General features: G+C 63.0%; 15 protein-coding genes and 4 pseudogenes. 4 read left to right on the forward strand and 15 right to left on the reverse strand.

What is annotated here, in order from left to right:
- Positions 1-171: 171 nt before the first annotated feature.
- Both E3O23_RS03895 and E3O23_RS03900 read right to left on the reverse strand, forming a co-directional pair.
- Positions 172-1509, reverse strand: coding sequence for a class I SAM-dependent methyltransferase (locus tag E3O23_RS03895; RefSeq protein ID WP_134488359.1), 1338 nt, complete (start codon positions 1507-1509; stop codon positions 172-174).
- Positions 1506-2882 (reverse strand): FAD-binding oxidoreductase, encoded by a 1377-nt coding sequence (locus tag E3O23_RS03900; protein WP_134488361.1) that lies wholly within the window; start codon positions 2880-2882, stop codon positions 1506-1508. The genes E3O23_RS03895 and E3O23_RS03900 overlap by 4 nt, the downstream gene beginning before the upstream one ends.
- A gap of 519 nt (positions 2883-3401) precedes the next feature.
- Between E3O23_RS03900 and E3O23_RS03905 the strand changes: the two genes are divergently transcribed.
- Complete coding sequence (locus tag E3O23_RS03905) at positions 3402-3725, forward strand: YciI family protein (protein ID WP_134488363.1); 324 nt, start codon at positions 3402-3404, stop codon at positions 3723-3725.
- A gap of 11 nt (positions 3726-3736) precedes the next feature.
- Here the strand turns inward: E3O23_RS03905 and E3O23_RS03910 are convergent, their stop codons facing one another.
- From E3O23_RS03910 to E3O23_RS03915, 3 genes are all read right to left on the reverse strand, one after another.
- A complete protein-coding gene (locus E3O23_RS03910) occupies positions 3737-4333 on the reverse strand; it encodes a potassium transporter TrkG (RefSeq protein WP_198415127.1) in 597 nt (198 codons plus the stop codon).
- Between the two features lie 30 nt (positions 4334-4363).
- Positions 4364-4618, reverse strand: a complete 255-nt coding sequence (locus tag E3O23_RS18355; protein WP_198415128.1) for a hypothetical protein — start codon at positions 4616-4618, stop codon at positions 4364-4366.
- 108 nt (positions 4619-4726) lie between these two features.
- Positions 4727-6712 carry an APC family permease gene (locus tag E3O23_RS03915; RefSeq protein WP_166790395.1) on the reverse strand — a complete coding sequence of 662 codons (1986 nt, stop codon included), beginning with the start codon at positions 6710-6712 and terminating at the stop codon, positions 4727-4729.
- A 462-nt stretch (positions 6713-7174) separates the two neighbouring features.
- Between E3O23_RS03915 and E3O23_RS03920 the strand changes: the two are divergent.
- Positions 7175-7381 (forward strand): annotated as a pseudogene (locus tag E3O23_RS03920) (PDDEXK nuclease domain-containing protein); the annotation flags it as partial.
- Positions 7382-7554: 173 nt separating this feature from the next.
- Here the strand turns inward: E3O23_RS03920 and E3O23_RS03925 are convergent.
- From E3O23_RS03925 to E3O23_RS03935, 4 genes and pseudogenes are all read right to left on the reverse strand, one after another.
- Positions 7555-8871, reverse strand: a complete 1317-nt coding sequence (locus E3O23_RS03925) for a flavin monoamine oxidase family protein (RefSeq protein ID WP_134488367.1) — start codon at positions 8869-8871, stop codon at positions 7555-7557.
- Between the two features lie 106 nt (positions 8872-8977).
- Positions 8978-9118, reverse strand: a pseudogene (locus E3O23_RS18825) (IS3-like element ISAar4 family transposase); the annotation flags it as partial.
- A gap of 148 nt (positions 9119-9266) precedes the next feature.
- Positions 9267-9542: pseudogene (locus E3O23_RS18830) on the reverse strand (methyltransferase domain-containing protein); the annotation flags it as partial.
- Positions 9543-10157: 615 nt separating this feature from the next.
- Positions 10158-11543: an NAD(P)/FAD-dependent oxidoreductase gene (locus E3O23_RS03935; protein WP_134488369.1), complete on the reverse strand. Its 1386-nt coding sequence runs from the start codon at positions 11541-11543 to the stop codon at positions 10158-10160.
- A 204-nt stretch (positions 11544-11747) separates the two neighbouring features.
- Here E3O23_RS03935 and E3O23_RS03940 point away from each other — a divergent pair, with 204 nt between their 5' ends.
- Complete coding sequence (locus tag E3O23_RS03940; RefSeq protein ID WP_134488371.1) at positions 11748-13202, forward strand: purine-cytosine permease family protein; 1455 nt, start codon at positions 11748-11750, stop codon at positions 13200-13202.
- 19 nt (positions 13203-13221) lie between these two features.
- Positions 13222-14760, forward strand: a complete 1539-nt coding sequence (locus E3O23_RS03945; RefSeq protein WP_166790396.1) for an aldehyde dehydrogenase family protein — start codon at positions 13222-13224, stop codon at positions 14758-14760.
- Between the two features lies 1 nt (position 14761).
- Here E3O23_RS03945 and E3O23_RS18905 read toward each other — a convergent pair whose 3' ends face one another.
- From E3O23_RS18905 to E3O23_RS03970, 6 genes and pseudogenes are all read right to left on the reverse strand, one after another.
- Positions 14762-15082 (reverse strand): helix-turn-helix domain-containing protein, encoded by a 321-nt coding sequence (locus tag E3O23_RS18905; protein WP_241983312.1) that lies wholly within the window; start codon positions 15080-15082, stop codon positions 14762-14764.
- 24 nt (positions 15083-15106) lie between these two features.
- A pseudogene (gene istB / locus E3O23_RS03950) lies at positions 15107-15865 on the reverse strand (IS21-like element helper ATPase IstB); the annotation flags it as partial.
- Positions 15865-17088, reverse strand: coding sequence for an IS21 family transposase (gene istA, locus E3O23_RS03955; protein ID WP_420897634.1), 1224 nt, complete (start codon positions 17086-17088; stop codon positions 15865-15867). The gene istA and the pseudogene istB, both read right to left, overlap by 1 nt.
- A 99-nt stretch (positions 17089-17187) precedes the next feature.
- Positions 17188-18621, reverse strand: a complete 1434-nt coding sequence (locus E3O23_RS03960; RefSeq protein WP_134488378.1) for a PucR family transcriptional regulator — start codon at positions 18619-18621, stop codon at positions 17188-17190.
- A 767-nt stretch (positions 18622-19388) separates the two neighbouring features.
- Positions 19389-20129, reverse strand: a complete 741-nt coding sequence (locus E3O23_RS03965) for a TIGR03943 family putative permease subunit (protein ID WP_134488380.1) — start codon at positions 20127-20129, stop codon at positions 19389-19391.
- 7 nt (positions 20130-20136) lie between these two features.
- The gene (locus E3O23_RS03970) at positions 20137-21144 is read right to left on the reverse strand and encodes a permease (protein WP_134488382.1); all 1008 of its coding nucleotides are present in this window, start codon (positions 21142-21144) and stop codon (positions 20137-20139) included.
- Between the last annotated feature and the right edge of the window lie 3 nt (positions 21145-21147).

Here is a 21147-nt window from a genome sequence, read left to right on the forward strand (position 1 = left end):
CCGCCGTTGCGACGTCATCTACGCCATGCTCCGCGACGGCACGCTCTATCAAGCCGAGCACCCACTCGCCGCTTGACAAAAACATAGGGGCACCCCCCCGCTCGTTGGCTCAACCTATCGCGTGCGGCAGTGATGCGACGCGCGCCACGTCCTGCACGGCCTCGTCACGAATCAGGGCGTCCACCACGGCCGCAGCGGCAGGTCGCCGACGCTGCCGGCGGCATCGGGCCTGACCGCCAGCACCTGGTGCAGCTGGATCCCCCCGGTCTCGAAGGCGAGGCGTGACCCGGCCATGTACAGGCCCCACACCTTCGCGGTGTGCAGCCCCACCTCGGCGACCGCCTCATCCCAGTGCCGGGCGAGGTTGGCGCACCAGTCGCGCAGTGTCATCGCGTAGTGCTGGCGGAGGTTCTCCTCGTGCAGCACCTCCAGTCCGACGTCCTGTGCCGCGCTGATGATGCGGCCCGAGCCGGTGAGCTCCCCATCGGGGAAGACATAGCGGTCGATGAACCCGCGGGTGGAGGGTTCGGAGCGGTTGTCCGGCCGGGTGATGCAGTGGTTGAGCAGCAGCCCGCCGGGGCGCAGCCGGGCTTGCAGGAAGCGGAAGTACGACGGATAGTTGCGCACTCCGATGTGCTCGAGCAGCCCGATCGACGACACGGCGTCGAAACCGGTCTCGGCGATGTCTCGGTAGTCGCCGTAGTGGACCTCGGCCAGATCGGTCAGGCCCTCCTCGGCGATCGCCCGCTGTGCCCACGCGGTCTGCTGTTCCGACAGCGTGACGCCGGTGGCTTTGACGCCGCGCCGGGCGGCGTAGCGCACCATTCCGCCCCAGCCGCACCCGACGTCGAGCAGCCGGTCGCCCGGCTTCAGCCGCAGCTTCTCGAATACCAGCCGGTACTTGTTCTCCTGCGCCTCGTCCAACGACGCGTCCGGGCGGGGGTAACACGCGCACGTGTAGGTCATCGACGGCCCGAGCACCCACTCGTAGAACGTATTCGAGACGTCGTAGTGGTGGTGGATCGCGTCGGCGTCCCGGGTCTTGCTGTGCCGGAGTCCCCCGGCGACGCGGCGCCAGCGCGGCGGCGCCTCCTGCGGCGGCGGTGCGATCGGGCGCAGGTGCTCCACGCCGATGGAGCGGATGATGTTGGCCGTCACTCGCGGCGGTGGCAGCTTGAAGACCAGCTCGCCGGCGAGGGCCTTGAGGATTTCGTAGGGGTCGCCGGGGTGAACCCCGTGGACCTCGAGGTCCCCGGAGATGTAGGCGCGGGCCAGGCCCAGATCGCCGCGGCCGGTGGCCAGATAGGTCGTGCCCCGTGGCGTTTTCAGTTCCAGCCCGAGCGGTGCATCCGGCGGACCGGCTGAACTCCCGTCGTAGGCGGTGAATCTCAGCGGGAGCCGCCCGCCGGCGAGGATCTCCAGGATCTCGGCGAGGGTGAGCTTCCCCTCCCCGTCCGGTTTCCCTGCCGATTCTGCATTCTCCGGCCGAGGTTCCTTGATCGTGGTCATCGTCGTTGCACCGCCTTTGCATAGAGATCGAGGAGACGTGAATCGGGGTCGTACCGCTGCTTCACGCTCCGATAGGTTTCGCCTCCATAGAGTTCGCAGAAGTCCTCCCGGGAGTAGTACGAGTCGGAGTACAGCGACTTGTGCCCGTGGAGCTCGGTGACCTTGCGTTCGATCAGACGGTTCGTCTCCCCGTCGGTCGACCCCACCGGCACCGTCGACCAGAAGCCGACGTTGACGTAGGTCCGCTGCGGCTGGATCGGGTAGAGCGGCCAAACGTCGCCCCGCAATCGCAGCGGGCACAGCCAGATCGGCTCGATCGGCACGGTGGCAAGGAACCAGTCCAGGAAGTCCACAGAGCGCTCGATCGGCACCTCGACGTCCTGCACGACGCGTTCGCGGGGCGGACGGTGGCCCAGTCGCTCGATGCGATCGCCGATGTGGAATCGCTGTTCGTAGCGCATCAGCCTGGAGTAGAAGCTGCTGCGCCGAAGCGTTCGCGGCCAGAACCGGCGGATCCGCGGGTTCTGGGCGCCGAAAGCCGCCGAGCACCAGAACCAGTCAGTGTCCCACCGCCACAGGTAGTCGGCAATCGTGAGCCGGTCGTTCTTGATGCCGTCATCGTGCTGGATGGAGCGGTAGTAGATCTGCCGGCCGGTGTAGTCGCTCACCGGGCCGGTTGCCGCGGTCTGCGTGGCCGCACAGAGGTAGCTCTCGTCGGCGCTGAACACGACACCGTCGAGGTAGTCCACGCGTTCGCCGCCCAGCGTACCGGTCGCGACGATGCGGTCCATCGCCGCGACCAGGTCGCTGAGCGAGTGGTACCGGAGGTGCCGGAGCGCGACGAACCGTTCGACCGGCTCCAGTTCGATGCGCAGGCGCACCGCGTAGCCGAGCGTGCCGTACGAGTTGGGGAAGGCGCGGAAGAGGTCTTCGTGCTCGAGGGGCGAGGCTCTGACCAGCTCTCCCGCGCCGGTGAGGATGTCCAGCTCCAGCACCGACTCGTGCGGGAGGCCGTTGCGGAAGGACGTCGACTCGATGCCGAGGCCGGTGACCGCTCCGCCCAGGGTGATCGTCTTCAGTTGCGGCACCACCAGCGGCGCCAACCCGTGGGGCAGCGTCGCGGCGACGAGATCTTCGTAGGTGCACATGCCGCCCACGTCGGCCGTGCGCGCTTCCGGGTCGACCGCGATGACGCGCGTCAGTCCCGACGTGTCGAGGCCCGGAGCGTTCGGCTTCGCGCGTGACCGGAACAGGTTCGAGGTGTGCTTGGCGAGCCGAACGGAGGCCGACGGTGGCACCGCCCGATAGCTCTCGAGGAGCCGCTCCACGCCGGCGGCGTGGGCGGTCCGTGCGTCGATCGCGGGAGTGGACACGCCTTCAAGCTAGTCCCAGGTGACTACTTTTCTGTAGGGCGGATGGGACTTGAACCCATGACCGACGGATTGCGGCCGGCCACGTTTGCCCGTAGGCCCTGGATGACGAGACCTCTACTGATCTCGAGGTGACCAGGCATTTCTTGTGAGATGTGCCCCCATTCCATCGCAACGCCTCGGCCCGCCTAGGCCGGTCTCGACGCAATAAGCGTTGAATATACGTGCGCGCATCCTAGTGCGAAGCCCAGCAGACCCAGCGACACCGCGATTGAGCCGCTCCGGAGTCCTGGTCGGCGTCCGGATTGCACAAAGCCCGGAGCGAGGGAGTTCCATGAAGCGGGCCACCACCAACTCCCTTGGGACAAGCTCCCCCGCACGCTTTCGACACTGAAGTCGGCCAGAAGCTGTGCCATTCGCCGCCCCTGAGTTCGGGGTCGGCGCGCCACTCCTCGAGGGATGGATGCCTTCAACTATCCACAACCGTTGCTGTCCGGCCCGCCCGCGGTGCACCATCGAGACATGACCAAATACCTCATCTCCTTCCCCAGCGAAGCCATGGCGCTCACCGACGAGGAGTTCCCGATCGTCTCCGCCGAATCCCACGCAGTGATCCAGGAGGCCAAGGCCGCCGGCGTCTATGTGTTCGGCGGCGGGATCGAGGAGGACGTCGATCCCGTGCTGGTCTCCGCCGACGGGTCGGTGAGCACCGAGATCTATCCGGGCAGCGAACTCAAGGGCGGGTTCACCGTGCTGGAACTGCCGACGCGCGAGGACGCGGTCGAGTGGGCGAGGAAGATCGCGCTGGCCTGCCGTTGCTCGCAGGAGCTCCGCGAGTTCATGTAAGACCCGGAGAGCTAGGCGCGTCTGCAATCCTTCCACCGCGGGGACGGCCGAGACAAGCCCGTAGGATGTTCGACTTGGCAGCCGGTCATGCCCAAAACGGCCACACGGTGAAGCCGGCTGAGAACAGCACAAACAGACTGGCGACAATCCCCGCGACAACCAGAAGAAGGCTCACGCTGCTCATCACTATTGAGCGTTGAGGGATCGGTACGAGCTATGCCATGATCAGCGCGACGCAGCCGGCGGAGCTGCACGATCACCGGGAAGCCGATGCCGCCCAGGATGACCGCGAACGCGATCGGGAGGCAGACGAACGGATCCGTCGGAAACGAGATGAGGTTGTCGCTGAATAGCGCGAATCCGGCGTTGTTGAACGAGGACACGGCGTGGAACACTCCCAGGCAGATCGCCCGGCCGACCGGTTCGCTGTAGCCGGTGAGGAAGCGCAGGCTGAGAATGACCGCGGCCGCGAGCTCGATCGTGAGCGACATCACGACCACGCCGCGCACGAGGCCCTTGACGTCTTCGAGGCCGACGCTCTTGATCTCGGCGGCCGCGGTGATCGTCGACCGGAGCGACAGCTTCCGGGCGATCGTGAGGCCGATCACGGAGGATGATCCCGAACCCGCTGACCTGGATCAGCAGGAGGATGACGACCGGGCCGACTGGGCTCCAGTACGTTGCCGTGTCGACGACGGGAGCCCGGTCACGCAGACGGCCGAGGTTGCCGTGAAGATGGCCTCGAGGAAGGTCGCCCCGCCGTCGCCGAGTTTCGCGTTCGGCAGCATGAGCAGGGCGGTGCCGATCAGGATGGTGCCGGCGAATCCGGCGACCACGATCTGGGCCGGGTGCGGCCGTCGACGGATCGTTTTCGTCCCGCCCTGGCGGGTCATCCGTGATTGCGCGTGCTCACTCTACGCGCGCGCCGGCGCGGACAGACCCCGGGTATCCCCCCAGCGCGCGCGGTGCGCCAGCTCACCCGCGCGGGCCCAACGACGCTCTCAGCCGCCGCCCACGTGGATACCCGGCCTCCGGCTCGGGTCGGACTCGCTCTTGCGCAGAATCTCACGCACGACCGGTGCGGTGTCTCCGATCCCGAGCAGCAGGTAGCGAAGAAGATGTCCCAGCGGATTGCCCTCCGACCATTCGAAGTAGGCGTGCGGCCGCACCCCGGACGCGTCCCGCATCGCAAGCAGGATGGCCGCGATGGCGTTCGGGGCCGCAGGGCTCTCCGCCCGCAACACCCGATAGCCGGCGATCTCGACGCCGCGAACCCGCAGCGTCTCGCTGAAGCCGGACGGATCCACGACATCGACCTCCAGGAACAGGACGTCGGCGGCGCCCGGCACCGGGTTCATCCCTCGCTGTTCGGCCTCCTTCGCCGCATACCCCGCCTCCTCGTCGGCCTGAGGCCGGTTGGCGATGACGTTGAGCGCGCCATCGAAGACGAGAGAATCGCTGATGAACCGGCGGGCAGCCTCGTCGAACTCGACGTGCTCCACCCGCAGCTCGGTCGTGCGTGACACCCGGGACACCAGGGAGACGGCGATGATCCCGGCGATGAAGAACGCCGAGATCATGATGCCGTCGGGCTTCTCCAGGATGTTCGCTCCCAGGGCGTACAAGAGCACGACGGTCAGGGCGCTGAAGGCCATGGTGGCTCGTCGTTGCCCACGCCGGGCGGCCGAAATGGTGACGGCCACGGCCCCGGAGACCATCATGGCGAGGATTCCGGTGGCGTAGGCGCCGGCCTGGGCGTTCACGTCGGCGTTGAATCCGATCGTGATCAGGATGCTGATTCCGGTGTAGACGAGCACGACCGGCCGCACAGCACGACTCCAGTCCGGGGCCATGCCGTACGCCGGGAGGTAGCGCGGAACGATGTTGATCAGGCCAGCCATCGCGGATGCTCCGGCGAACCACAGGATGAGGATGCTGCTGATGTCGTAAGCGGTGCCGAACGCGTTCCCGACGCGCTCATGGGCCAGGTAGGCCAGGGCGCGGCCGCTGGCTTCGCCGCCCTCCTGGAAAGCCTCTGCCGGGATGAGTACCGTGGTGACGAAGCTGCTGGTCAGCAGGTACACGCTCATGATGACGGCGGCCGCGGTCAGGAGCTTTCGCGTATTGCGGATCCGCGACGCCAGTCGCTCCTCCTGGGTCTTCCCCTTCGAGGCAACCAGCGGCATCATGCTCACCCCGGTTTCGAAACCCGACAGCCCGAGTACCAGCAGCGGGAACGCGATGAGCGCCGGGCCGATGATGTCGCCGAAGCTGCCGCCACGGGACAGGAGGGCGTCCGTCCAGCCGGCCAGGGCACCAGGTTCGGTGAACACGTCGTACAAACCGACGCCGATGACGATCCCGTTGAGGAGCAGGTAGACGGCCACGAGCGGAATCGCGACCCTGACGGCTTCGGTGAAGCCGAGGAGAAAGACTCCGCCCAGGACGAGGAGAAGTACGATCGTGATCGTGACCGCCTGCCCCTCGAGGAACGCGGGAACGTACGGGTTCTCGAGCAGGTGCACCGTGGCATCCGCCGACGACAGCGTGATCGTGATGATCCATGACGTCGCGACGAACCCGAGCAGAACCAGCACAAAGAACTTGCCCCGCCAGAACGGCAGCAGGCGTTCCAGCATGGCCACGGACCCCTGGCCGTGTGGGCTCTCCTTGGCGACCCGATGGTACATCGGCAGCATCCCGAGCAGCGTGAGGGCCACGATCAGCAGCGTAGCCAGGGGCGACAGGGCGCCGGCGGCGAGGAAGGCGATTCCGGGCAGATAGGAGAGCGTCGAGAAGTAGTCAACTCCGGTCAGGCACATCACTTTCCACCAGGAGTGCGTCGTCGCGGTGTCTTCGGAACTCTCTGGCCCGACGGGCTGCACGCTGTGCTGCAGCAGCCAGCGCGTAAGGCTGTTCGGCTGCGCTCCGACATGGATGGGCCGGGGAACGCTCTCCGGGATTATCGGCGTATTTGCTGAATCCACTTCGCTCTTCCTCTTGTTGCTCGCGCAGGTCGAACATCGAACGATTGCGCGAATGCGCGAATGCGCGAATGCGCGAATGCGAAACTCCAGCTTCAATTGTCTGCCCTGCAAAGGCAAGCGCCGCACATTCAGGCTGGGCACGCGGGGGGAATGTCGTTAGGTTTCCGGCCACGTCCGTTAGGGAGTCGTAAGGCCCGTTTCGTACCCGCTCCGGCTGGGTGTGTACTCGTGCCGTACCCCGGTACTCGCGCACCGATCGGGTGACGCGTTTCCGGCCTTCGGATGGAGTCTTCTGTGCTGGACACTGCGTACGTGCTCGGCGTGATCGCCGTCTTTGCACTGATCGGATTCGTCGCGTGGGGAGTCGAGAAGCTGTGATCGTCTTGGACCTCTCGTCACCCGGCAGTGGGGTCTCCTGAGGGTTCCAATTGGCGCCCCGACGAGAGCGCAGAGGGAACAGCCGCTGATTCTGACCTGGCCCGACAGATCGGCAAAGACCCGTACGTGTTCGACTTTCTGGAACTGACCGAGGACGCGGCCGAACGCGATCTGGAGCGAGCGCCCATGGACCGAATCGTCGACACCCTCCGTGAACTCGGTACCGGGTTTGCCTTCGTACGTCGTCAAGTACATTTCGATGCGGCCGGCGATGACTTCTATCTCGACTTACGAACCTCGATCACTCGGTCTGCTGCTCTCGACGCACCTACGTGAGAATCTCTTCGGGCGGGGCAAACGGGACGGCTCGTTCAGCAGGAGCGCTTAAGCCTATTCGCGGTGGCGCTCCAGCCCACACGCCGAACTGAGGGCGAAACGGGACGCTCCAGCCTGGAATCGAGACTTCATTTTTCGATGAGTTCTCGGGCGGCTGCGCGTCCGGTGCGAACGGCGCCTTCCATGTAACCGCACACCCATTGGTCGGAGCCCACCACCCAGAAGGGAGGTTCGTGGGTGCCGTGAAGGGGACCGACGGCAGTGAGTTCCCCGGGACGCCACGCGGTGATGTAACCCTGCGTCCACGGATCCGCACCCCAGTTGCGCATGAAGACGGCCTCCGGGGCCGCCGCCCTCGGCCCGTAGGCTGATCCCAGTTCCGCCGTCAAGGCCTTCTCACGAAGCATTGGCGGCGTGGCAAAGTAGGGCCCCAGTTTGCCAACGGGTACGAGTGCAGAGAGAATGCCCGTGTTCTGCACCCACGTCCCGCCGAGGATGGTGTGTTCAAAGTAGCCGGTGCCGTTCTGGTTGTTCTCCTCCCAGAACGAGGAATCGTAGACGGTCACGAACTTCGCGGTCGGGGCGTGTTGTTGGCGGTGTAGCGATGCGAGGCGCTCGGCGCTGAGACCGGTTATGCGAACGTCCCGAAGCGGCCCTGCCGGCAAGGAGCAGACGACGTCGGACGCGGTGAAGCGCTCACCGGTGTGGAGGGTCACGGAGACACCGTTCGTGGTGATGTCGATGGCGGCCACGGGGCTGGAGTAGCGAATGCGGTGCGCGAGTTGCTCGGCCATGAGAAGTGCGACGGTAGCGGAGCCCTCGACGACCTTCAAGCTCTCCCACGCGTCGTAGTTGTAGAACCCGAGGGCACCCGCCGCCGACTCCTTGCGGAGGTCGCCGAGCAGCGACCGCCGCTCGACGGAGTCGTCCGCCAAGGCCATCGCACGAACTTCCATGGCGCGTACGATGTTGGCGGTGGCGCCTTCAGAGCGCAACCAGTCACCGACTGACAGGCGGTCCAGAGCCAAAGCGTCGGGATGCCCCCAGGGATTGTCCGGATCCACGGTCGCCGCCAACTCTGCGAACTGCCGCTCGATTCGGTCGTGCTTCCGCTGGTCCGAGGCCGATAGCCATGGCACCGCGTTGCCCACGGACAGGCCGTCGTTCATCAGCCAGGTCGACTCGCCCGGGATATCGGTGAAGCTCGGACCGAGGTGCAGGCCCAGCTCATCGACCAGCCCACGATACGCCGTGTGGAAGTCGCCCACGACCTCTCCGCCAAGTTGAACGAGGCGGCCATCGGCAGTCCTGGTCTGCTCGACCCGCCCGCCGGGCCGGGCGCGAGCCTCCAACACAACGACATCCGACCCGGCATTCATCAGGTCCCGAGCAGCGCTCAGCCCAGCGAGGCCGGCTCCAACTACAACCACATCGTGCGTACTCATTCTGCCTCTTCGGTCTGCGGGAACGCCAGCACGAACTCGAACTCGAACTCCACGAATCGCTATCTGGGCTGCTGCGAAGATTTCGGACGGCGGAATAGTGTCTTCTTCAAGCGGTCAGGGCTGGCTGTTGATAACCATAGTGGTCTCCATCGGGCCTGCGGTAGCCCGGGGCTGAGTGCCGGCACCCGCTGTTGTAGAAGCCATCGATGCAGAGGATGACGACGCTGCGGGCTTGGGCTTTCGTCGCGCACGAGGACGGACAGCCCGGATGCCCGGCCCACGGAAGCACATTTGGCTAGCCGTTCGTCATTCTCGCAAATGACGGTGCGACTTCGGACCATCGAATCGAGCGCGTGGACCTCGGGGAACCCGGGCAATGCCCATAATGTGGTTGCTCATGTCGCGGCTTCCGGCGATCTCGCCTCCTCACCGAGGGACAACGAGGCGTGTGCAATGAATCGAGGGATGGCGGCGACGAAGACCCAACCGCCGCTGTGGACGACCCCCTGGGCTTCGCGGACCGCCACCAGGCGGCTCTCTCGGTCCGCGAGGTCATACAGCGGACCGAACATCAATGCGGCGTCGACTGAGTCATCACCGAACTTCAAATCACGTGCGTCGCCGATCTCGGCGCGGAAGGACCGTTGCGCGCGGGCGCGGGCGCGGGCGCGGGCGCGGGCAACCTTGCTCCGGCAGCGGGTCGATCATGACCACCGCATGGCCGAGTTCAGTGGGCCTCTCCGCGTGCACCCCGGTGGCGCCGCCTATGTCGAGGATGTGAGCCAGGTTCGATTCGCGACGCCACGAGTTCCTGCACGCGCTCGAACTCAAGCCGGCCCTGGCCGGACCGAACGGTCAACCGCTCTGCCTACACGAACTCGCGTTTGTAGTAGCAGGCATGCACACGACGAGCTTTACCCCGGCCGAGAGACGAACCGCTGACCTTTGACATCACGCGCGGGCGGCCGGCGACGAGGCCCCGCTCGATCGGTTTCGGCGTCAGCCCCGGCGCATACCGGTCAGCAGCTGCGGGCCCCTCCACTCGCGTTCGTGCTCGCGTCGCCCCCTGACCGGAATGTCTTGACGACAGTTGTCTCCCTGATTTCAAGTTCGATGCGTTCGGTCATGGAGGGAAACGTCTGCGTTCGGCTTGCGTCGCATACACGGTGGAGTGCCGAATCACCGCAACGGGCCGCAGAATGCTCCGCTGTCATTGGACACTCGATCGAGCGGCCTACGCTCCGGGCCGGCGCCAATCCAGCCCTCGCAGGGTTTCGTTCTTGCCGTCAGTGGCCGATGTATTTCCAAACACTCGATGCAATCTTTGAGGGTTTCCCCGAGCGCGCCTCGTTGCGATCCGACTGCGCGAAAGCCTGCGTGACGGCATTGACCCCGAGCCACCGCAATGGCTCCGGTTCCCATCGTGGCGAATGACGTTGAACCCAGGGAAGTTGACGAAGTTCCGACTCAGTGTCAAGAATTTCCGCGGCAAGGGTCCTGCCGGCGACGAATGCCGTCGATACGCCGTCGCCGACGTACCCTCCGGCCTGTCCGAAACCGGTAGCGCGATCGAATGTCACCGAGGGATACCAGTCACGCGGGATTCCCAGATTCCCTCCCCACTCGTGGGTGAATTGAACATCCGCGAGGGCTGGGAAAAGGTCCCTAAGAATGTGACGAAGCATCGCGTGAACATCCGGCTCGCTGTCGAAAGACGCACGGACGCGCGACGCATAATGGTAAGGCGCGCCGCGACCGCCGAACGCTATACGGCCGTCGGCCGTGCGTTGACCGTAAATCCGAAGGTGCCGCTTGTCGGAGAAGGTTTCGCGTTCGGCCAGACCAATTTTTTCCCAGATGTCCTTGGGAAGCGGTTCGGTGGCGACCATGAGTGAGTACATGGGGACGATATCCCGGTGGAATTGTGGAAACTCCGCCGTGAACCCTTCGGTCGCGCGAATGATGTAGTCGGCCGTGACGGTTCCCCCCGTCGTTTCCAACTTTCGAGTACCAATCGCCGTCACGCGCGAGCGCTCGTAAATCGAAACGCCGAGCTTCTCGACGACCCGAGCCAGTCCCGACGCCAGTTTTGCAGGTTGGATGGCTGCACAATTCGGGGTGTAGGTGCCGCCCATCACCTCAGTGGCGTTGCTCCGCGCCGACGCTTCCTTTGCGGACAGAAGGCTCATGTGCTCATCACCGAAGCCCCAGGACCTCCACCCCTGGACCTCGTTCTGGGAACGAACCAATTGAGCCTCGTTTCGTGCAAGCGAGACGTAGCCGCCTTGCTTCCAGTCACAGTCGATCCTTTCCTGGGCGAGAATTGTGCCCATTTCTGTGATCGATTCGTTCATCGCCTGCTGAAGTCGGATAGCCGCATCGCGCGAACTGAGGCTCGCTATTTTCTTCATCGATGCCGGGAACAGGGCCGAACACCATCCACCGTTTCGCCCTGACGCTCCGTAACCGACCGTTTCGGCCTCAAAGATCGCAATGGACAGATTCGGCTGCTGTTGCTTGAGGAAATAGGCAGTCCACAAACCCGTATAGCCGGCACCGATGATAGCGACATCGACATCCAGATCGCCGCCCAATGGCTCGGAGCTGAACGGTACGAGGCTGGAATCTGCATGCCAGAGGGACAAGGGGCTGTGGGTCGCGGAGTTGATCACGGTTCTCAGTGTGGATGTGAGGCGATTGTCTGTAAACGTGACGTTGATACAAGAGTTGACACATATTCGTACTTTTTTACAGTTCAGATTGTGGACGGCTTTGCTCACACTTGTCCACGAAGCCAAACGCAATACGTGAATGAACTTCGGGACTCGACAAACGAGATCCAATCCCCGACAACGAAGTCAAATGGAGAAGCAATCATGACCACAACGCGATCCGATTCGACCTTGATTGGTCAGATTGAAGTGCGCTCGATTGATTACGTGCCCGCGCACGAACGCAAGGGCAAACTCACGGACCAGGCAACGATTTGGTTTGCCGGCAGTGCACATCTCTTGAGCATGGCAACCGGTGCGCTCGGAATAGTTATGGGACTCAACTTGGGGTGGACGCTCATTGCGCTCGTCGTCGGCACCGTCGTCGGCACCGCGCCGGTAGCCTCACACGCCACCCAAGGACCGCACCTTGGCTTGCCCCAAATGATTCAGAGTCGACCGCAGTTCGGCCGCTACGGAGCCCTCGCCATTTGGCTGATGGCCATCGTCGTTTACTGGGGTTACATCGTATTCGGAGGCAACCTCCTCGGTGCCACCGCCGAAGAGCTTGGCGGCGGAAGCGCCCCGACGTGGGCGATCATTACGGGACTCGTCGCTGTTGCTCTCGCGATTTTTGGATATCACTGGCTCCACGTAGCTCAACGGTATATTTCGGTTGCGCTCATCATCGCGCTGGTGATTTACATCCTCGGTTTGTTCGTTAACGGTGCCATCCCGGCAAGCTCATGGGATCTCAGCTCGGCAACGTTCCAGCCTGCCGCGTTCTTCACTGCAGTCTCCGCTGCGGCCGCGTACCAGTTGTCGTGGGCGTTCTTCGTCTCCGACTACTCGCGGTACATGCCTGCCAGCACCCACAAGGCCAAGATCATGACCTGGACGTCACTTGGATTGTTCTTCGGGGTCTTCTCGTTCGAGGCGGTCGGCGCAATCTGCATGGCGCTGCTCCCCGATGAGTACTTCATCACGAGCCTCTCGCAAACGGGCGACTCGGTCTTTGCAGGGCTCGGAACAATAATGCTCGTCCTGGGTGGGCTCGGACTTCTCGGCCTCATGGCGATGTGCGTGTATGGCGGATCACTCACCATTATCACGGCCATTGACAGCGTCCGATCGGTGGTGCCAACGCGCCGAATCCGCATCGTGACCATTCTCTTGGTCGGAGTGACGGCGACCGTTGCCGGCGCGTACATGCCCTCCGACTTTCTAAACACGAGCTTCGCGACCATCCTCGTCGTGCTGTCTTACCTGATGGCGCCGTGGACCGCCATTAATTTGACGGACTTTTTTCTTGTGCGTCGTGGTCACTACTCGATTCGCGAGATGTTTTCGCGCACCGGTATTTACAGCAACTGGAACTGGCGCGGAATAGCCGCCTACGTCCTGACATTCGTCATCATGATTCCGTTCATGTATCTGTCCTTCTACCAGGGGCCAATTGCACTCGCACTCGGTGGCGTTGACGTCGCCTTCTTCGTGGGAATCCCGATTGGTGGTCTCATCTACTGGATTCTCTGCCGAGGCATGGATCTTGATGCTGAGCGCAAAATCATCGCATCCGCTGACCGCGACCTCGATTCCTTCGCCGCTCCCATCGAATAGTTCAAAGGAAAACACCACGATGAACACCACCCTTCACCGCGGCTCAAGGGTCGCGCACGACACCATGGCAGCGCTCACCAATTCCTACTTCGGCAAGAACGGACTTGCCAAAGCTGGTGACGAAACATTCGCCGACGTACTCAACCCGAGCACTGCGGAGGTCATCGGATCGTTATCGGATCTTACGGAGAAGCAGGTCGATGACGTCGTGCGCGACGCGAATGCGGCGCAACGTGAGTGGTACGCGCTCAGTGCCCTCGATAGAGCGGAGTTGATTCACGAAGCAGGTCGACGCGTTCGAGCGGACCAGCGCCTCATCGCCGAAATTCTTTCGACGGAAACGGGAAAGCCGTTCAAGGAGAGTTTCGACGAAGTGAGTTGGGCCATCACCGCGATGGACTACTTCGCCGAGGTTGGCCGACACGCCATCGGCACGGTTCAGGGCCCGGCGACAGCCGGGCAATTGCATTACACGATCAAGGAACCGATGGGCACCGCAGTAATCATCCTGCCCGCAAATTACCCCATCGTCTTATCCATGTGGACGGGAGCGGCGGCGCTTGCGGCGGGTAATGCGATCATCATCAAACCGTCCGAGTGGGCAACGCTGACAACGCTGGCATTTATGCGGGCGTTCGAGGTCCTCCCCGCGGGGCTCGTGCAGTGTGTTCCGGGAACGGCCCGCACCTCATCGCAACTGGTCAGCCACGCCGACACGCATCAAGTCTCGTTCACGGGAAGCGTACCGACTGGTCGGATTGTGGCGAAGGCGTGTGCCGATACCTTCAAGCCGTTCATCATTGAGGCATCGGGAAGCGACCCGTTCATCGTCATGCCGTCCGCGAATCTTGATGTTGCGGCACGCGGTGCGGCTTTCGCCGCCTTTATCAATGGGGGGCAGGTCTGCACGTCGACCGAAAAGCTCATCGTGCACACGGACATTTATGACGAGTTCATGGGTAAGTTCCGAAAGCACATCGCTGCTCTTCGCGTTGGGCACCCACTTGACAAAGTCGATGTCGGTCCGATGGAGAACGGTCGAGAACTCGCGCGAGTGACGAGGATTCTCGAGCGCGCCATCGAACAGGGTGCACAGGTAACTCTCGGGGGTAAGCGCCCAGCGATTGCGGATGAGTCACTGGCCAACGGATTCTTCCTGGAACCGACGATTCTTGAGGGGATGACGCGGGACATGGACATATACATGCAGGAAATATTCGGCCCCGCCGTCGCTGTCTATCGAGTCTCGAGTTTCGATGAAGCACTGGACCTGGCGAACGGATCGCCGTTCGGGCTCGGGGCCAATCTTTACTCGGCAGATATCGCTGAGATCGACCGAGCCAATCAGGAGCTCATCGCGGGAATGGTTTGGATCAACGCCCCGCTTCTCGACAACGACGCCGGACCGTTCGGCGGGCGAAAAATGTCGGGAATCGGGCGTCAACTCGGTGCGGAAGGGTTAGACACTTTCCGCCACACGAAGTTCATCATTGTCGACGCGAAGCAGTCCGAACAGAACTTCTGGTGGTTCCCCTACGACGATTCCGAAGCGTTCTAGTTCAATGGGGCTTTCGCGGGAGTTGCTTCTCACCCCCGCGACATTGCCACACTGTTCGCAGCACCCTGGGAGACCACGCGATGATGCGCTTCTTGGTGCGCTGGTCTCTCGGGGACGGTGAGACTTGTGGGCGTGACGAGCGATCGGTGAGTCTGCCCTGCGCCTGATATCGGCGGACCCATTTGGACACGGTGGCTCGAGGGATCTGGAGACGTTCCGCCGCGCGGGCCTGGGTCCAGCCGTCGCGGACGACGAGCTGTGTCGACGCTCGTTGAAAAGTAGGCCGTTGGCGCTCTTCGAAAAGTAGGCCACCGTGGTTCATTTGTTCTGCGGTGTTCTCGGGTCTGGCGGAAGGCAAAGTGGTGATTCCACTGTCCTTGAGTCGGTAGCTTGCGCCCTTGAGCGAGATGACGTCAGCGTGGTGAACGATGCGGTCGATCATGGCCGCGGCCACGACCTGGTCGCCGAAGACGTCTCCCCAGCGGGCGAACGGCAGGTTGCTCGTCAGGATCAGCGAGGCATGTTCGTAGCGGGACGACACGAGTTGGAAGAGCAGGTTCGCGGCGTCTTGCTCGAACGGGATGTAGCCGACCTCGTCGACGATGATCAGCCCGTAACGGCGCAGGCGCACGATCTCTTCCGCCAGCCGGCCGCGGTGGTGGGCATCTTGGAGCCGGGCGACCCACTCGACTGCGGTGCCGAACAGGACCCGGTGGCCGGCGTGGGCGGCTTTGATGCCCAGGCCGATCGCGAGGTGTGTTTTCCCGGTTCCGGGAGGTCCGAGCAGGACGATGTTGCGGGCCTGCTCGAGGAAGAGGCCGCCGCCGAGGTGGATGATCTGGTCCCGTTTCAACGCGGGCTGGTGGTCGAAGATGAAGTCATCAAGGGTCTTGCGGGAGGGGAACCCGGCGGCGCGGATGCGCAGCTGGGCCCCGGAAGCATCGCGGGCGGCGACTTCGCGGTCGAGGACCGCAGCGAGGTATTCCTCGTGGGACCAGCCCGCGTCTCGGGCTTGATCCGCGAGGCGGGAAGCGGCGTCGCGGATGCGGGGTGCTTTCAGGGCGCGGGAAAGAAACTCGATCTGCTTGATCGTGTCGGCGCTCATCAGGCGACCTCCTCGCCCTGCTCAAAGCTGACGCCGAACGCCGCGTCGTAATCGGCCAGGTCCCGCTCCAACGACTCCGCAGTTTCCTCCGGGGTCGGCGTTTGGAAGCGGACCCGCAGTGATTTCGCCGCGCTCACGTGCTCCGGGTCGGTGATCGTTACTGCCGAACCCATCGCCCGTTCGTGGACGGCGACGACCTGATCGTTGATCCGGACGGTGACCTGGGTCAGGTTCGCGTGAATGTCGACCATCCGGCCAATCGCCGAGGGGTCGACCGAGTAGTCATTGCCGAAGACACGAACGTAATAGTCGCGCGGCAGCCGGATCCGGGTGGTGAACCCGACCGGTGGTGGCGGTGGGACCGCCAACATTCCGGCCCGGTCCTGAGCGACCCGGTCGATCGGCCGGGCGCGCAGCGAGCGAACCGTCCGGTTGTTGGCCGTCGGCAGCCACTGCGCCAGCTGCTCATTGAAGTCCGCGACGGAGGTGAACGTGCGGCCGGGCAGGAACGAGGTTTCCAGGAACTGGTTGGCCCGCTCGACGATCCCTTTGGATTCCGGGTCAAACGGTTTCAACTGCACGATCTTCGTCGCTAACGCCCCGCAGAAAGCAGGCACTCCCTCCGCCAGCTTGTTGCGCCAGCCGATGCCGGCCTCGTTGTCCCAGATCAGCCGGTGCGGAACTGCCTCGAGCTGGCCCGAGAGCAGCGACCACATGCCAGCCAACAGATCCGGTGTTGTCCGGGAAGGCAGCATCACCCCGCTGATCAACCGGGAGAACGACGCCACGATCACCAGGACCGGCGGGGAGCCGACGCGGCCATCGCCGAGGGGAAAATCCACCGGCGGGAACCACAAGTCGCATTGCGCCTGGTCACCGGCCCGGTAGTTGATCCGGTCCGCCGGGTCTTTCGGCGCGAACTCCGGCTTCAGCTGCGCGACCTTCTTCCGGAACCAGGACGAAGAACCCGTCCAGCCCACGCGTTCGGCGACCACAGACGCGGGCATCGACGGTGTCGCTTTCAGCAGCCGGCGCACGTCGTCTTCGAATTCGTCGAAAACCGACGGACTCGGATCTCGTCGATACTGCGGCGGCCCTGCCGCCTGAACCGCGCGGGTCACGGTCACCCGCGACAGCCCCAGCTGCTTCGCAATCGCCCTCACCGACATGCCCTCACTGACGTGAAGGTGCCGAATCTCTGCCCAATCCTGCACTGTGATCACCCATCCAATCGTGGTGGGGTGGTCTACTTTTCGAAGAGCGTTACTGGTCTACTTTTCGAGGAGCGCTGACAGAGCTGGACAACCTCGGTGGGAACACATCTAGCGGGCAACGTCGTCTGCTAAACCGCTGTAGGAAGGCCAGCCTTGGTAGGCAATCCAGAAAGCCGACAGATCAGCCGAACTCGAGACGTCTCGTCCCGTGATCTCCTTGATCTTGATGAGTCTGTACGAAAGGGTTTGCCGATGGATATTCAGTTCCTGAGCTGTATCGATCCATCGTCGGTCATTTCGGATGAAGCAGAACAGGGTCTCTCTTAGGGCTGCAGACTTCAGATCGTCTCGAGCCAGGTCTCCGAGCACCTGGGCGACGATTTCCGATGCTTCTTTTCGTGAACGTGTCAGCAGAGAGATCGAGACACCCTCAAAGTCGTTCCACATCTGATTCGTTCCACGGGCGGATGCCAATGTCTTAGCTGCTTGGATCGCGGCAAATTGTGTGTCGCGATAGTCGGTGAAGGTTGAGGAAGCAGCAGCCTGTATTGAGAGCTTTGCTAAAAGCGCTTGCACAGGCTCGAGTGAGCTAAGCGGTACAAATATGAACATGGCGCCTCGGTGCAGCGTAGCTAAGGCGGGAAGTTCTGCCATACCGATAGACCGTCCAACCCTTTCGTCTTCGTGGCCCGAGACGGCGACAAGCTGGAAGCCGTCGGAAAACGTATATTGCCCGAGGATGTCATCCAGCCCCGGCGGGAGATGACTATTGAGAAGTTCCTGCAGTGCCAGACTGCTTCTTTCTACGCGCCGCCTGACGGAACGAAGGACTCTACTGACCGCAATGTCCACCACCTGCAACAGGTGCACTTGAATGAAGCTATCAAGCTCCTCGCCTGGGAATTCAGTGACCTTGAGGGCTATTCCTCGGTCTGTGGGCAGGGCGAACGATCGTACCGGTGAGTCCTCGTGGGAATCAAGATTTCGTAGCTCGCCTCCATCAACAATCACAATCCCCGTGCTGTTGTCCACGACGCTCAATGCAACTCCGAGCAATCCTTGCAGATCACGAAGAAGGGTGCGGGGATCAGATTCAGCGAACGTGGCCAGATGGTACAACTTGCTGAGCTTCAAGACTTGAAAGGTCTGCTCGGTGGTTGTGGCGGCAGCAACCGTGCGCCCAATGGAAGCGAACGGAGTATCCCGCCCCGTTTCAAGGAGGGGAAACCCTCGCTTGTTTGCCTCATCAATCATGTCCGGGCTGATCGCGGGTGCAATGTCGTTCAGACCGATTGCGATTCCTGCTAGGCCGGCGTCATCCAGAGCAGAGACGAATTCTCTCTGACGCGCAGGGTCTTCGGGGACGCACAAACCGACGGTCATGAGGAGTTCGTCAGGACCGAGCCAACGCCAGGGATCGTCCATCTCGCAACTGTGGGCCCATAAGACCTTCCGGGAGAGTCCGGCAGCACCGCCGAGTACGCGGGTGTCCAGACTAGCTGTCGTCGTTAGATCGCCGACTGTAAGTACTGAGCGTTTCATGCGCCGGAGGACTACCAGCCAGCAGGGCGTGGGGAATCAGTCATCCCCCAATCATGGCATCCTGAGGCGGCCCACTCGATCTGGTATCCCCACCCCACAACGGGGCTTACGCACTATGCTTCGACCTGGATCGCCCTCCGGGTTTTTGGCGACGCCGACATAGTCGGCAAGCTCGCTTGTTGTGAGCACGGGTTCGACGCCGATCCCGGGGAGACGTTCAGTGTCCAGAACCCGTAAGTGTCCGAGGCCAGCCCAGATGAATTGAAGCCGCTCGTGCACCGTCCGATCGGAGAGTCTCGAAAGCCATCTGCCGCTGGATAAGTGTTGGACTCATCGAGTCTTGCACTTCCATTGAGGACATGAACCCCCGGTCGGACGAGGTTTCGAGGCACGGCGGGAGGGATTTGAACCCATGACCATAGGAGAAACGATTCGAGTCTCTCCCCCCTCTTGCGTCGACAAAGAACCCTGATCAAACGGTGTTCTGATGTAGGGCGGATGGAACTTGAACCCATGACCGACGGATTGCGACGGGCCCTTTTCAACGTGTCGACCTAAGCGTCGAAACCTCGACTGATCTCGATCTGACCAGGAGTTCCTTGCAATATCTGATCCAATTCTATCGCAACACCTCGACCCGCCTAGGCAGGTTTCGACGCAATAAACGTTGAATAAACGTGCGCGCATCAAGTCCGAGTGCGGAGCCCAGCCCCCTTCGACACCATCCCCGCTCCTGCTCCGGCGATCCGCGTGGCGCTTCAAGCTACTTAGTAGACGTACGGCTCCGAGGGTCGCTCTGTGGGCGTGATCGTGTCGGGGACGAGCACGATCTGTTCGTCGCTGATCGCGCTCGGGTTCATCTTGAAGCCGCTGGTGATGGTGACCCAGCTGTCTGTTTTGAACTCGTCCTGCCACCCCGGGTAGTAGACGGGGATGCCGATGGGTTGGGCATCCACGGCGCAGCAGCTGACGAAGAAGCGGGCGACGAAGAAGACGTTCTCGGGGTCGCTCTTGTCCGGGGTGACGAATCCCGTGACGGTCGCGGTTTTGTCGGCGAAAAAGTCCTCACCGGCGCCCTGTCGGAGTAACGAGGACCAGTCGCGGACGGTGAACGCTGCATAGTCGCCGCCGACCAAACCGCTCGCCTCCGCCTGAGTGAGCGTCGACGCCGATCCGTTGAGATCGCGCTGCTTGACCGTTGCCGATGTGAGTGTCGATGGCGGAAGGACCAGGAGCGCCACAACGGCTGCGACGATGATGAGGACGCTCCCCGCTGACCAGAGCCATCTCCCCCGCCGGCCGCCGGTGTCCAGCAGTGCTTCCTCGTCCGACGGGCGGGGAACGACGGCGAAGGCGACCACGACCAGGACTGCGGCGATGACCGCCATGATGATCGTGAAGACGAAGTATCGCGGGTGGATGTACAGCCCGAGTTGCCCGGTGATCCCCAACCAGACCGTGGCGATGATGCCGACGAGGCTGAGCAGAACGCCCTGCCACTGGTTCACTAGTCGTCTAAACAAGGAAGTTGACCGCCAATCCAAGGGTTGCAGAACACAGCCCGATCACGAGCGTGACTTGCAGGAGAGTCTTCGCGGTGAAGGTGGTGCGCAGGAGCGCGAGCATCTTCACGTCGATCATCGGCCCGAAAACAAGGAAAGCGACGATCGCGCCCGGCATGAACGTGCCGCCGAACGAGAGGATGAAGAAAGCGTCCACGTTGGAGCAGATCGCAATGACGAATGCGAGCACCATCAGTGCGAGCACTGACCAGACCGGATTGCCGCCCATGGCGACGAGCACCTCGCGGGAAACGCCGACCTGGATCAGCCCCGCGATGCCGGCGCCGACAAACAGTGCCGGCAACATGGCGCTGGTTTCCTGCGTGAACAGGACCGCGCTGCGCCGCATCTTTCCGGTCGGCTGGCCGTGATGGTCGCCGAGGGCGCAGGTGTCCTGGAACCGGGGCGTCAGCAGGGACTCAGGCCGGGGGTGCCGGCTGTAAATCCAACCCACGAGGTTCGCGATGAGGAACCCACCCAGGATGCGCGACAGCAGGATTCCGTCATCCCAGCCGAATGCCTGGTAGGTGGTGATGATCGTGACGGGGTTGAGAATCGGCGCCGCGAAGAGAAACGTCATCGACTCGGCAACTGTCAGGCCCCTGGCCATCAGCCCCCGGGCGAGGGGGACGTTGCCGCATTCGCAGACTGGCAGCAGCATCCCGAGCAGCGAGAGGACAACCCGGCGCGCCAGCGGATTTCGGGGCAGGCGGCGGAGCAGGTATCCCTCCGGGAGCCAGACCTGCACAACGATCGAGAGCATGATGCCGAGGAACACAAACGGGAGGGACTCGATGACCACGCTGATCGACAGTGTGACGAAGTCGCGCACGGCGTCCGCCATCCCCGCTTCGCCCGTGGGCGGGGACACGATCCGAGTGAGGATGAGCGCGGCCAGGATGGTGAGGCCCAGCGTCAACCGGAGTGCAGGCCCGCGCCGAACGGTGAGGGTCTGGCTCATATG

The sequence above is a fragment of the Cryobacterium tagatosivorans genome (genome assembly GCF_004402215.1).
Classification (GTDB): Bacteria; Actinomycetota; Actinomycetes; order Actinomycetales; family Microbacteriaceae; genus Cryobacterium; species Cryobacterium tagatosivorans.